Origin of the sequence: Algoriphagus formosus (assembly GCF_002807035.1) — a bacterium.
Classification (GTDB): Bacteria; Bacteroidota; Bacteroidia; order Cytophagales; family Cyclobacteriaceae; genus Algoriphagus; species Algoriphagus formosus.
Map to the genome: position 1 here is coordinate 285,850 of NZ_NIUC01000001.1, position 13,524 is coordinate 299,373.

11 protein-coding genes and 1 tRNA gene are annotated in these 13,524 nt (G+C 42.1%); 10 read left to right on the forward strand and 2 right to left on the reverse strand.

Features of this window, described 5'->3' with window-relative positions; genetic code table 11:
* Positions 1-34 precede the first annotated feature (34 nt).
* The 5 genes from CDH51_RS01355 to CDH51_RS01375 all read left to right on the forward strand — a co-directional run bounded on the left by CDH51_RS01355 (position 35) and on the right by CDH51_RS01375 (position 5,918).
* A complete protein-coding gene (locus CDH51_RS01355; protein WP_100626907.1) occupies positions 35-1,567 on the forward strand; it encodes a helicase HerA-like domain-containing protein in 1,533 nt (510 codons plus the stop codon).
* Positions 1,568-1,600: 33 nt separating this feature from the next.
* Positions 1,601-2,803: a BaiN/RdsA family NAD(P)/FAD-dependent oxidoreductase gene (locus CDH51_RS01360; RefSeq protein ID WP_100626908.1), complete on the forward strand. Its 1,203-nt coding sequence runs from the start codon at positions 1,601-1,603 to the stop codon at positions 2,801-2,803.
* Positions 2,804-2,812: 9 nt separating this feature from the next.
* Positions 2,813-3,166, forward strand: a complete 354-nt coding sequence (locus CDH51_RS01365) for a hypothetical protein (protein ID WP_100626909.1) — start codon at positions 2,813-2,815, stop codon at positions 3,164-3,166.
* 181 nt (positions 3,167-3,347) lie between these two features.
* Positions 3,348-4,310, forward strand: coding sequence for a YheT family hydrolase (locus CDH51_RS01370; protein ID WP_100627773.1), 963 nt, complete (start codon positions 3,348-3,350; stop codon positions 4,308-4,310).
* Between the two features lie 90 nt (positions 4,311-4,400).
* Complete coding sequence (locus CDH51_RS01375; protein ID WP_100626910.1) at positions 4,401-5,918, forward strand: FMN-binding glutamate synthase family protein; 1,518 nt, start codon at positions 4,401-4,403, stop codon at positions 5,916-5,918.
* On the opposite strand, the gene lhgO is transcribed toward CDH51_RS01375, so the two are convergent.
* A complete protein-coding gene (lhgO, locus tag CDH51_RS01380) occupies positions 5,915-7,117 on the reverse strand; it encodes an L-2-hydroxyglutarate oxidase (RefSeq protein ID WP_100626911.1) in 1,203 nt (400 codons plus the stop codon). The two genes, CDH51_RS01375 and lhgO, sit on opposite strands and share 4 nt — an antisense overlap.
* 165 nt (positions 7,118-7,282) lie before the next feature.
* On the opposite strand from lhgO, the gene CDH51_RS01385 reads away from it, so the two are divergent.
* From CDH51_RS01385 to rplT, 5 genes are all read left to right on the forward strand, one after another.
* Positions 7,283-9,760, forward strand: coding sequence for a DUF5686 and carboxypeptidase-like regulatory domain-containing protein (locus CDH51_RS01385; protein ID WP_100626912.1), 2,478 nt, complete (start codon positions 7,283-7,285; stop codon positions 9,758-9,760).
* Positions 9,761-9,856: 96 nt separating this feature from the next.
* Positions 9,857-11,803, forward strand: a complete 1,947-nt coding sequence (gene thrS / locus CDH51_RS01390) for a threonine--tRNA ligase (RefSeq protein WP_100626913.1) — start codon at positions 9,857-9,859, stop codon at positions 11,801-11,803.
* A gap of 86 nt (positions 11,804-11,889) precedes the next feature.
* Positions 11,890-12,441, forward strand: a complete 552-nt coding sequence (gene infC, locus CDH51_RS01395) for a translation initiation factor IF-3 (RefSeq protein WP_026946446.1) — start codon at positions 11,890-11,892, stop codon at positions 12,439-12,441.
* Between the two features lie 25 nt (positions 12,442-12,466).
* Positions 12,467-12,661, forward strand: coding sequence for a 50S ribosomal protein L35 (gene rpmI, locus CDH51_RS01400; protein ID WP_024282492.1), 195 nt, complete (start codon positions 12,467-12,469; stop codon positions 12,659-12,661).
* A 102-nt stretch (positions 12,662-12,763) separates the two neighbouring features.
* Positions 12,764-13,108: a 50S ribosomal protein L20 gene (gene rplT, locus CDH51_RS01405; RefSeq protein ID WP_024282491.1), complete on the forward strand. Its 345-nt coding sequence runs from the start codon at positions 12,764-12,766 to the stop codon at positions 13,106-13,108.
* Positions 13,109-13,310: 202 nt separating this feature from the next.
* Here the strand turns inward: rplT and CDH51_RS01410 are convergent.
* Positions 13,311-13,384, reverse strand: a tRNA-Met gene (locus tag CDH51_RS01410).
* Positions 13,385-13,524: the final 140 nt, after the last annotated feature.

Sequence of the window (13,524 nt, forward strand, 5' to 3'; positions counted from 1 at the left end):
TTTTGTAGTTTTAGATTTTTAAAAAATTCAAATAATGAGCAAGAGAGACAGCTTTATTGATGTTTTGACTAAAGGTCAAACTTATAAAAAGGATTTTATCACCTTGGGTACAGGAATTCTGGACGGAGAAGCCATCACAGAGGCTAATGTCAAAGTTCCACTCAAAACTATGAACAGGCACGGGTTGATCGCTGGAGCGACAGGTACAGGAAAGACCAAAACGCTTCAGGTGATTGCTGAGCAACTCTCTTTGAAAGGCGTTCCCTCTGTCCTGATGGACCTCAAGGGAGACTTATCTGGTCTAGCCAAACCCGGAGAAGTGAAGGATTTTATCATTAGTCGGTCCGAAAAAATTGGGGTGGATTACACTCCTCAAGGTCTTCCTGTAGAACTGATGTCCATATCGGATGAAAAAGGTGTCAAGCTCAAGGCAACCGTTTCCGAATTTGGTCCGGTACTCATGTCTCAAATTTTGGAATTGAACGATACACAGCGCGGAGTAATGGCACTTGTGTTTAGATACTGTGATCTGCATCATTTGCCGCTTTTAGATTTGAAGGATCTGAAGCGCGTCCTCCAGTTTATCATTAATGAAGGCAAAGAGCAGATTAAAGCTGAATTTGGTCAGGTTTCATCTGCCTCTGTGAATACCATCATGCGCAAAATCATCGAATTGGAGCAGCAGGGTGCGGATAAGTTTTTTGGAGAACGATCCTTTGAAGTCAACGATTTTGTACGAACTGAAGATGGAAAAGGGGTGATTTCAATCATTCGCTTGACCGATATTCAAAGCAAGCCGAAGCTGTTCTCTACATTTATGCTAAGTCTTCTTTCAGAAGTCTACGAGACATTTCCTGAGCAAGGAGATGCGGATCAGCCCAAACTATGTATTTTCATCGATGAGGCGCATTTGGTCTTTTCAAATGCATCCAAGGATCTCTTGGAAAAGATAGAAGCTATCATCAAGCTTATTCGATCCAAAGGGGTGGGTGTTTATTTCTGCACACAAACTCCCACGGATGTTCCGGATTCAGTTTTGGGTCAGTTGGGTTTGAAAGTCCAACATGCCCTGCGGGCTTTTACGGCAAAAGATCGAAAAGCCATTACAAAAACCGCCGAAAATTATCCGATTACCGAGTTTTATGATACGGCTGAAGTCTTAACATCCATGGGTATCGGAGAGGCATTGATTACTGCTTTGAGCGAAAAAGGTATCCCAACGCCTTTGGCGCATACCTTGGTCAGAGCTCCAATTTCAAGAATGGATATTCTCAGCACATCCGAGATTGATGATTTAGTAAGCAATTCGAGCTTGACTGCGAAATACAATGTTCATTTAGACAGAGAGTCAGCATTTGAAATGTTGAACTCAAAGCTTGATGAAGTCGAAAAAGAGCAGGAAAAAGCAACCTTACCCGGACCAAAACCTAGGACAACAACTCGCACTACACAGGACGAATCTTTGATTGAAGAACTGAGTAAAAATACCATGGTCAGACAAATCGGTCGAACGATCTTTCGAGAATTGACCCGAGGAATTCTTGGATCATTCTCTAGAAGAAGGTAGCGTATTTAAAATTTTGTAAATCAATAGAATAAATTGAAAATAATCATTGTCGGTGGGGGAGCTGCTGGCTTTTTTGCTGCAATCCATGCCGCATCAAAAGGCCGTGAGGTTTTCATTTTGGAAAAGAGTCCAAAGCTTTTATCCAAGGTGAAAATCTCGGGCGGTGGTCGATGCAACGTGACTCATCGGCTGATGCCCAATAGCCAACTGGTCAAAAACTATCCAAGAGGTGAAAAATTCTTGAAAAAAGCTTTCACGCACTTTTCTATTCCCGATACCTGGACCTGGTTTGAAAGTCGGGGAGTAAAGCTTAAAACGGAGTCCGACGGACGCGTATTTCCCCAATCAGATAGTAGCCAAAGCATTATAGATGCATTGATGAAGGCATCTGAAGATGCAGGTGTCAAAATTAAAATCCGACAAGCTGTGGAGTCTATCAAGGAAGTAAATGGCAAGTATATTTTAACGGTTAGTGGGAGTGAAATCACAGCTGATAAATTAATTATTGCCTCAGGAGGAAGTCCTAGCAGTTCAGGTTATTCCTTTTTATCAAAGCTAAATCATAAAATCATTCCACCGATTCCTTCCCTTTTTACCTTTAATACACCCGGAAATCCCATTCGGGAATTAATGGGTTTGTCCGTACCTCAGGCGCATATTCGTCTTGCTGGGACAAAGCTTTCTTATCAAGGCCCTCTTTTAATTACCCATTGGGGAGTGAGTGGGCCTGCTGTACTCAAACTTTCAGCCTTTGGCGCTAAATGGCTTTATGATCAGCATTATCGGGCTGAAGCCATTATAAATTGGGATGTGGACATGAGTGAGCAGGGATGGGAGGCGATTATTAGAGGTTTCAAGGAAAAGCATCCTGCAAGGAAAGTCAGGAATTATCCCTTAAATGAATTACCCAATAGACTTTGGGAGTTTTTAATCAGTGAATCTGGTATTGATTCGGAAACTGATTTTGGAAATCTATCCAAAAAACAGATTAACCGATTGGTTCAAAATCTTTTTTGCTTTATTTTGACCATCGAAGGAAAGACTACTTTTAAGGAGGAATTCGTCACCTCAGGAGGAATCGATCTGAAAGAAGTCAATCCACACACCATGGAAAGTATTTATCACCCAAATATTTTCTTTGCGGGAGAAGTTCTGGATCTAGACGGCATCACTGGAGGTTTTAATTTTCAGGCTGCTTGGACTACAGGATATCTTGCAGGAAAGTCCACCCATTAAAGCCCTCTCATGAAATTAGATTCCGCGGTATTATCTCAAAAGATATTAGAAATGTCTGAAGGAGACGAGGATTTCAAAGTTGAACTCACTTCAGCCATTCATTCCGGCCTACTGGAACTCAGACAGCAATATTCTATAGGAAAGGAAAAAGCTGACTTGGATATCATTCAGCAAATCAGGCACAAAGTCAAACCAACTTTAGCCATGTTTGAGTTTGATGAACTTTCGGAGTCTTTACAGGAGGGAAAGCAAATATTAGAAAGCGAGGGGTTTGGAGTTAATTTTGAATCCCATTTTAAAGATTTTACATCCAAACTTGATGAAGTTATACAAGAAGTATCCTCTTTAAAGGATGCCATGTAATTTGAGATTTTTCCATGGATTGGCCACAGGGGTTATCAACAAAAAATGGAGCAACCACTCGGCGCTCCAGTTTTTAATAACCCTATGAAATACATTTACACTCGCAAAAGTATCGCTTGAATGTGTTTTGAATTTGATCTCAATATCAACAACTTGTGATGTTTTTTATTGAATGTCTTTCATGCCTATTAAACCAACTACTTACCAAGGACCTCCTTTTTATCTCTTTAATGGACATTTAGAAACCATTATTCCAAGTCTTTATAGAAAGATTGATGGTTTGAACTATCTGAGGGAAAAAATCCCTACTCCAGATAATGATTTTTTGAATCTGGATTGGTCCAAAGTAGGTTCCCGACGACTTCTAATCATTTCCCATGGCTTGGAAGGAGACTCTGAGCGACATTACGTAAGAGGCCTAGCAAAGCTTTTCAATAATAATCAAATTGACGTCCTCGCTTGGAATAATCGCAGTTGTGGTGGAGAAATGAACCTGCAGCCGGTTCTCTACCATCATGGAGCAGACTATGATTTGAAGACTGTGATTTCCCATGTGGTGGACAAATATGATTATGAGGAAATCTTCCTCACAGGTATCAGTATGGGTGGAGCCCAAACCCTAAACTACTTGGGGAAAAATAGTGAGGACTTGCCTGCTCAAATCAAAAAAGCAGCTGTTTATTCCACTCCTTGCGATCTGCCTTCCAGTGCAGCGACATTGAAGAGTCGAAGAAATGTTTTCTACAAAAAGCGCTTTTTGGGCAAATTGAAAGATAAAATGCGTCGTAAAGCGCTTCAATTTCCCGATTTGATTGACTTGGATTTACTGGAACAGGTCCAGGATTTTGATTCATTTGACACCCTTTTCACAGCCAAATTACATGGTTTTGAAGATGCTAGGGATTTTTATCAGTCTGCGAGCCCTGGTCCATGGATTGAAAAGGTTCCAATCCCGACATTGATCGTCAATGCATTGAATGATCCCCTTTTGGGTGAGGAATGCTACCCAGTAAAATTAGCTGAACGAAAGTCAGAAATCATTTTAGAAATGCCCAAAAGGGGCGGGCATACAGGCTTTATACTTTCCAAAGATGAATTTACTTGGGCAGAATATCGCTTTTTAAGATTCTTTTTGGAGGAATAGCAGACGATTTATTTAAATTGGAATTTCGAACCCAAAATTGAATTTGAGAAGGGTTAGCCTCTTGTTATCCCTTGGTAAATTGCTTTAATCATGAGAAAACTATTTTTCTTTTCCATTCTAGTATTTTTCTTTCTCACACTTTTTTTGATGTGGTATTATTCCTTTCGGGATTTCAGTTTGGGATATTTTGTCTTGGGTATTTTAGGTGTTTTGACCGCCCTTGGTATCTATGATTCCTTACAATCCAAGCATGCGATACTCAAGAATTTCCCTGTAGTCGGGCATTTTCGGTATATCTTGGAATCCATTAGCCCGGAGATTCAGCAGTATTTCATTGAAAGCAACACTGACGGAAAGCCATTCAATAGGAATCTCCGCTCTCTTGCCTATCGCAGATCAAAAAGTGTCAATGACACCCATCCATTCGGAACTCAGCGAGACTTGGATGGAGAAGATTATCTGGCCTTGAGACATTCCATTTATGCAGTTCACCCAAAGGAAGAAGATCTTCGGGTTACCATCGGTTCAGAGTTTTGCAAACAGCCCTATTCAGCTTCTATTTTCAATATTTCTGCCATGAGCTTTGGTTCGCTTTCTTCCAATGCGATTAAAGCTTTGAATCTAGGTGCTAAAAAGGGCAAGTTCTTTCACAATACAGGGGAGGGAGGAATTTCTCCCTACCATCTACAGGGTGGAGATATCTGTTGGCAAATAGGTACAGGTTATTTTGGTTGCCGGGATGAAGAGGGAAATTTCAATCCTGAGATGTTTCAGGAAAAAGCAAAACTTCCTGAGGTCAAACTAATAGAAATCAAAATTTCCCAAGGTGCCAAGCCAGGACATGGAGGGGTTCTTCCAGGTGTAAAAAACACCCCTGAAATAGCTTCAATCCGAGGACTAAAAGCAGGTACGACGGTCTTATCCCCACCATCTCATTCTGCTTTCTCAGACCCAAAAAGCCTGATTCAGTTTGTCGAGAAATTAAGAGATTTATCAGAAGGGAAACCAATCGGCATTAAACTCTGCATCGGTAGAACAGAGGAATTCATCGAAATTTGTAAGGAAATGGTGGCTCAAAACTGTTGGCCGGATTTTATTACCATCGACGGTGCTGAAGGTGGGACAGGTGCTGCACCTCTTGAGTTTTCAGATAGTGTGGGTTTACCTCTTGAGCCAGCCTTGATTTTTGTACGAGCAACACTCGAAAAGTACAATCTCCGTGAAAAGGTCAAAATCATTGCTTCTGGTAAGATTTTGAGTGCTTTTTCTATAATAAAAAATATCGCCTTGGGAGCGGATGCTTGTAATTCTGCCCGTGGATTTATGTTCAGCTTGGGATGTATCCAAGCCTTGCGCTGCAATACGAATGAATGTCCAACGGGAGTAGCTACTCAGCGCAGAGGATTAGTAAAAGGCCTGGTTGTCAATGATAAATCCGAGCGGGTTTACAACTTTCATAAAAACTCTGTCAAGGCAGTCAGCGAACTTTTAGGCGCTGCAGGTCACTATCACACCGAGGAGCTAAGCGTGCATGATTTGGTCAAAGGTGATGAAATGATCAAGCTCGCAAACCGCTATTTCCCGGATACGGTCAACACCCAAGTTTAATCAAACCGCTTTAAAGCCATTTCTGCCACTGTTCCACCGATCGAGAGCGAACTCGTAGCTGCAGGGGAAGGGGCATTCAATACATTGATTGCATGGGCAGACTCTCGAATGGCAAAATCATCCAACAGTCCTCCGGTTCGATCACAAGCTTGAGCACGAACCCCCGCACCACCATCGACTAGGTCAGATTCTTGGATTTCAGGAATCAATTCCTGCAAGGCCTTGGTGAAGGCTGATTTTGAAAAAGATCGATAAAGTTCCCCAAAACCGGTTTTCCAGTATTTGGCTGCTACTTTTTGAAAGCCGGGCCAAGCTAAGGTTTCGGTAAGCTCAGGAAGGGAAATCTGTGATTTTTTGTATCCTTCCCGTCTAAATGCCAGTACCGCATTGGGTCCTGCTTCGACGCCTCCTTTTTTCATTCGGGTAAAATGCACTCCCAAGAAGGGGAAATTGGGGTCAGGAACCGGGTAAATTAGATTTTTGACAAGGTATTCTTTATCCTGCTTTAGCTTGTAGTATTCTCCGCGGAAAGGGATGATTTTCACATCCTTGATCTGCTCATCAGTCAGTTTGGCAACCTTATCTGAGTAGAGGCCGGCACAGTTGATGACTAATTTAGCTTCAAATTTTTCTTTTGAAGTTTCAATGTGATTGATAGCTTCCTTTGAATTGATTTCCAGTACTTTATGACTAAGAAATATTTCTCCTCCTTTTTGAAGAATTTTTCTTCCATACGCCAAAGCAACTTGATAATAATCCACGATTCCTGTTTGAGGCACATGCAATGCCGCTACTCCCGCACAGTGAGGCTCATATTCTTTCAGCTCTTCTAAAGTGATCTTCCGAGTGCCTGTAAGCCCATTTGCCAAGCCTCTTTCTAGCAGGGTATCCAATAAAGGCTTCTGTTCTTCTCGGGTTGCTACGACTACTTTCCCGGTGATTTCGAAGGGGATTTTTTCGGCTTTGCAAAAATCTATTAATTCATGGTAGCCTCTGATACAATTGGTGGCTTTCAATGATCCCGGCTTGTAATAAAGTCCAGAGTGAATCACCCCAGAATTGTTGCCAGTCTGATGCTTGGCCAGCTGATCTTCCTTCTCAAACAAAGCAATTTTCAACTCGGGTCGCTCATTTAGGATTTTCAATCCTGTAGCAAGTCCCACTATTCCTCCTCCTATGATAGCAATGTCGTAAAGCATTTCTTCCTGTTTTGAAGCCCAAATATAGCTTAGGGACTTTTAACTTTTCCAGTACAATTCTAGGAATGATTTGGTCGTTTTTGGAAAAAATCACGTTTCTACTCCGAGAAACCGCTCAAAATGAATTTAATTTGCCATCCTTAAGTTTCAGGGAAAACCTATTTGATGAACCGAGTTTCACTTTTCTTTTTACTGTTTTTGATTTCCCAGTTTTCCTACGGACAGTTCCGGATCAAGGGAAAAGTTACTGATGCAGAAACAGGAGACCCCATTCCCTTCGCAGCGGTATTAATTAAAGGCACTGGAACCGGGATGAATACTGATTTTGAGGGTTTTTATGATTTGGAATTAAAAGCGGCCGCAGACAGCATTCAGGTTAGCTACCTAGGCTATATCACCCAAGTCAAGCCAATTGCCAATTCCCCTGAGCAAACCATCAATTTCCAACTTCGGCCATCTGATTTTGAATTAGAGGCTTTTGTATTTGAGGCTGGAGAAAATCCCGCTTTTGAAATCATCCGGCAAGCGGTGGAAAGAAGAAAGGACTTTGATAAACGAAGTCTGGAGGCCTATGAAACGAAGAATTACACCAAAATCGAGATTGATATTGATCAGGTTTCCGAGGAATTTAGACAGCGGAAAACCGTGCAGAAAGTTACTTCGGTGCTCGACAGCATTCGCCAATTGACCAATGATGAGGGAGAAAAGATTCTGCCAGTCTTCTTTTCGGAGACAGTCAGTAGATTTTATTTTCGAAATAATCCACTCTTAAGAAAGGAAATCGTTGAAAAATCCAAAGTCACCGGGGTAGGTATTACCGACGGTTCCACAACTTCTCAGATTACCGGTTCGGCTTTTCAGGAATATAATTTTTACAGAAACTGGCTGACTATTCTAGAGAAGGAATTTGTATCGCCTATAGCTGATGGCTGGAAGACCTTTTACGACTATGATTTGATGGATTCGGTTTTGGTGGGTCAGGACACTTGCTATCAGCTTCAGGTCTATCCAAGACGGGAACAGGACTTGGCTTTTTCCGGTACTATTTGGATCAAAAAGGAAGATTACTCGCTCAAGCAGGTGGATTTGACCGTGCCCAATTCTGCCAATCTCAATTTCATTGAGCGAATAAAAATCCAACAAGAACTGGAGCCGACGGAAAAAGGTCCATTAATTCCAAAACGAACACGGGTTCAAATCAAAATCGGTCAGGTGACGCCAAATACAGCGGGTCTTTTGGCTAAGTTTTATACCGCAACAGACAGTGTCAAACTAAGTGAACCCAAGGCAACCAAATTTTTCAACAATGCCGTAGAGCTTAAACCCGATTTTGGCGAGGCGAGTGAAGAATTTTGGGCTGCAAACCGTATGGATCCGCTTTCTTCTGAGGAGTTGGCTGTTTTGCAAATGGTAGATACGCTAAAGAAGATTCCCGTCATTCGCTTTTATTCGGAAGGATTGAAGTTTTTTGCCACTGGCTTTTTGCCAGTGGGAAAAATCGATTTGGGACCTTGGACAGAATTTGGAAACTACAACAATGTCGAAGGACTGAGAGGTGGTTTCGGGCTTCGTACGAATTATAAATTCTCTAAAAAATGGGCTTTTCAAGGTTACTTGGCCTATGGGTTCAAAGATCAACGATTTAAATACTCCGTTTCTGCGAAAAATATTCTAGATCGAAAGCATTGGACGACGCTCGAATTGAAATCCACTCGGGAAATTGACCAGGTGGGATTGGAGATGGAATCCTTGGAGGGAAATTCCATATTCCTGGCAGCAAGCCGATTTGGGACACTGAGAAGGCCCTTTATCAGTACCTCTCAGCAATTAAATTTTGATCGGGAGTTTTTCAAGGGATTTCTTTTCCGTACCGGAATTAGGAGAGCTCAGTTTGATCCGCTCTTTGATTTTTACTTCATAGAAAAGGGCACGGGCGAACTGAAGTCTGATTTCCAAACGACTGAGTGGCGAGCTAGTCTTCGCTACGGACGGGATGAGATTATTTTGATCAACGACAATGAGCGCTCTTCTTTGGGTCCATCCAAATGGCCCATCTTGGAATTGAATTATGCCCGAGGCTTTGATTGGCTGGGTGGGGAGATCGATTATCAAAAACTGAGCTTTTACCTCTATCAGCGATTGAATATGGGGCTTTTTGGGGTTTCGCGCTATGAATTGGATGCGGGGAAAGTATTTGGTGAGGTGCCTTATCCCATCTTGAAAAACCATCTGGGAAATGAGACCCTTTTCTACACGACTGCGGCTTTTAATACAATGAATTTCAATGAATTCGCCTCGGATCAATTTGTCAGTTTGAGGTATAGACATTTTTTCGAAGGCTTTCTGCTTAATCGAATCCCATTGATGCGGCGACTAAAATGGCGAGCGGTTGCCAATGCCAATTTCCTCATGGGATCGGTTTCTGACCAAAACATCAATAATATTCCTGCTTTTGGACCTGATGGGACAGCCTTAGAAAGCTTTGGAAGATTAGATCCCACCCGACCTTACATCGAATTGGGCTATGGGATAGAAAACATCTTTAAATTTTTCAGAGTAGATTTTTTTCACCGCATGACCTATTTGGATATGCCTGAGGCTAGGCCTTTTGTATTCAAAGTGAGTGCGCAGATTATTTTGTAATTGAATATTGAGTCTCTTCAAATTTTTCCTTTGCATGCACTTATTGCATATTTGCACCTTCAACCAAACGCCTGTTTGTAAAGGCTTAAAAATTTTATGTCACAACAAATTAAAATTACCCTTCCGGACGGTTCGGAAAGGGCGTATGAAAAAGGTACTACCGGACTACAGATTGCTGCCAGTATCAGCGAGGGTTTAGCCCGGAATGTCCTAGCCGCAAAAGTCAACGGTCAGGTATGGGATGCCACAAGGCCGATCGAAGAAGATTCTCAGCTCCAATTGCTGACTTGGAACGATGGAGAGGGTAAAAATACCTTCTGGCACTCTTCTGCCCACTTATTAGCTGAGGCTTTAGAAGCGCTCTATCCAGGAATCAAGTTTGGAATTGGGCCTCCAATTGAAACAGGTTTTTATTATGATGTAGATTTCGGAGATCATACGCTTGATGGGTCAGAACTTGAAAAGATCGAGCAAAAAATGATCGAATTGGCCCGGGAGAAGAATGAGTATATCCGAAAAGCCATTTCAAAGAAAGATGCAATCGCCTACTATCAAGAAAAAGGCGATGAATATAAATTAGACCTCTTAGAAGGCCTGGAAGACGGTTCGATTACCTTCTACGAGCAGGGTAACTTCACGGATCTTTGCCGTGGTCCTCACATTCCAAACACTGGATTTATCAAAGCGGTCAAGCTGACCAATATTGCCGGAGCTTACTGGAGAGGTGACGAGAATCGGAAAATGCTGACTCGTATTTATGGGGTGACTTTCCCGAAGGCAAAAGAACTTCAGGAGTATTTGACCCTACTCGAAGAGGCCAAAAAGCGAGATCACCGAAAGATTGGCCGTGAATTAGAACTGTTCACTTTTTCCGAAAAAGTAGGGCAGGGGCTTCCGCTTTGGTTGCCAAAGGGTACTCTGCTTCGTGAGCGTTTGGTCGCTTTTATGAAAAAGGCTCAGGACAAATCAGGTTATGAGCAGGTAACTACTCCGCACATTGGTCATAAGGCTTTGTATGAGACTTCTGGCCACTACGAGAAATATGGGAAAGACTCCTTTCAGCCGATAGCCACTCCACATGAGGGAGAGGAGTTTTTGCTGAAGCCGATGAACTGTCCGCATCACTGCGAGATATATAAGCATAAACCTAGATCTTATAAAGATCTTCCGATTCGCTATGCTGAGTTTGGTACCGTTTATCGATATGAGCAAAGTGGTGAGTTGCACGGTTTGACCCGTGTTCGAGGCTTTACCCAAGACGATGCACATATTTTCTGTCGCCCTGAGCAGGTAAAGGAAGAGTTCATCAAAGTAATTGACTTGGTGTTGTATGTATTCAAAGCCTTGGGTTTTGAGGATTACACCGCACAGGTTTCCCTTCGTGATCCAGAAAACAAGCAAAAATACATCGGTACAGATGAAGCTTGGGAAAAGGCAGAATCAGCCATTATCGAAGCCGCAGCTGAGAAAGGACTGGAAACAGTTACTGAATTAGGAGAGGCTGCTTTCTACGGTCCAAAGCTTGACTTCATGGTGAAGGATGCCTTAGGCAGAAAGTGGCAATTGGGAACCATTCAGGTGGATTATAACCTTCCAGAGCGTTTTGAGCTTGAATACATTGGTTCGGATAATTCAAAGCATAGACCTGTGATGATTCACCGGGCGCCTTTTGGTTCTCTGGAGCGATTTGTCGCTGTCTTGATTGAGCATTGTGCTGGTAATTTCCCACTTTGGTTGGCGCCAGAGCAATTGATCATCTTACCTATTTCTGAGAAATTTAAGGACTATGCTGAGCAAGTCAAAGCGGAGCTCGATGATGCCGGTATCACCGGAAGTATAGATAATCGTGATGAGAAAATCGGTCGTAAGATTCGGGATGCCGAAGTAAAGAAAGTGCCTTTCATGCTTATCGTGGGCGAAAAAGAGGCTGCTGAAGGAAAACTATCTGTCAGAAAGCATGGAGAGGGAGACCTTGGAAGCCATACGGTAGATGGATTTATCCAGTATTTTCAAGGGATCATCGCAGAATCATTAAGCAAATAATAATTTCGTAAAATATTCTTCTGCTTTTTTGAATTGGAAATAATTCCGATATTTGCAGTCGATTTCAATAAAATAAACTAAGTAATTTGAGAAACAACAGACAACCAAACCGAGGTCGGAGAGAAGAACCATACAAGGTAAATGAAAGAATACGAGCTAGAGAAGTACGTGTCGTAGGAGAATACGTCGACGGCGGAAACGCCCTGATGGCCACTGACAAGGCTTTAAGATTAGCGAGAGAAAATGACCTGGATTTGGTGGAGATATCCCCGAATGTGGATCCTCCTGTTTGTAAAATCTTGGATTACGCCAAGTTTAAGTACGAGCAGAAGAAGAAGCAAAAAGAAATCAAAGCTAACGCTGCGAAGGTAGTTTTGAAGGAAATCCGATTCGGTCCTAACACCGATGATCATGATTTCAATTTCAAGCTAAAGCATGCAATCAACTTCCTAAAAGAAGGAGCAAAGGTGAAAGCCTATGTGCACTTTGTGGGTAGAAGTATTGTATTTAAGGAGCGCGGTGAAATGCTTCTTTTGAAGTTTGCCCAAGCACTGGAAGATTATGGTGCAGTAGAGCAGCTTCCAAAGCTCGAAGGAAAGCGAATGAATATTTTCATCGCACCTAAGAATAAAAAATAATTTCAACCAACTAAAAATAGCTAAAATGCCAAAAGTAAAAACCAAATCTTCCGCTAAAAAGCGTTTCGCTTTGACCGGAACAGGAAAAATCAAAAGGAAGCACGCTTACAAAAGCCACATCCTGACTAAGAAAGCCACCAAAAGAAAGCGTAATCTGACCAAAACTGGTTTGGTTCACGAGTCTGATGAGGGCCGAGTACGTGACATGTTGAGAATCTGATCAGCCTGTCTATCAATTAATTAAGGTTTATTTATTCACCAGATGCTTCGGTAAAAAAGATCTCGAGAATTCGGGGCACCGAGTGTCAAAAAACAAAAAGTTATGCCAAGATCAGTAAACGCAGTAGCGTCTAGAGCAAGAAGAAAAAAAGTGCTTAAAGCCACGAAAGGTTACTTCGGAAGAGGTAAAAATGTGTGGACAGTAGCCAAAAACAAGTACGAGAAAGGACTTCAGTACGCGTACAGAGATAGAAAAGTGAAGAAGCGTGAGTTTCGTGCACTTTGGATCCAGCGTATCAATGCCGGTGCAAGACAGCATGGCATTTCCTACTCACAATTCATGGGTATGTTGAAAAAAGCTGATATCGAGCTAAACCGTAAGGTTTTGGCTGATTTAGCAATGAATCATCCCGAGGCATTTAAAGCAGTTGTTGAAAAAGTAAAGTAAGCGTTAGCACCTTACTTGACGGAAAGCCTTCCCATTTGGGAGGGCTTTTTTTATGCATTCTCGAGAATAGATTGATTTTGGATTAAAGTTGATGTTGTCGCCATTCGTGATAGCGTAGCGGATATAAATCTGTACGCTAACCAATTGGTTATTCTTCCATCTTGGAAAATAAAAAAAAGGCTTCCGTTTCCGAAAGCCTTTGTAGCGAGGACGGGAGTTGAACCCGTGACCTCAGGGTTATGAATCCTGCGCTCTAACCAACTGAGCTACCTCGCCAGAATCACTTAACTTTTTTTAGTGTTTATATTTCAAATTAATGCCTATATTAAAGCACTTCAGATTCTAAAACACTGAGGTCGAAAACGTGTTTTCCAACCAAGAAGATCTCCCTGTCAAATGGGAATGCAAATATGAGG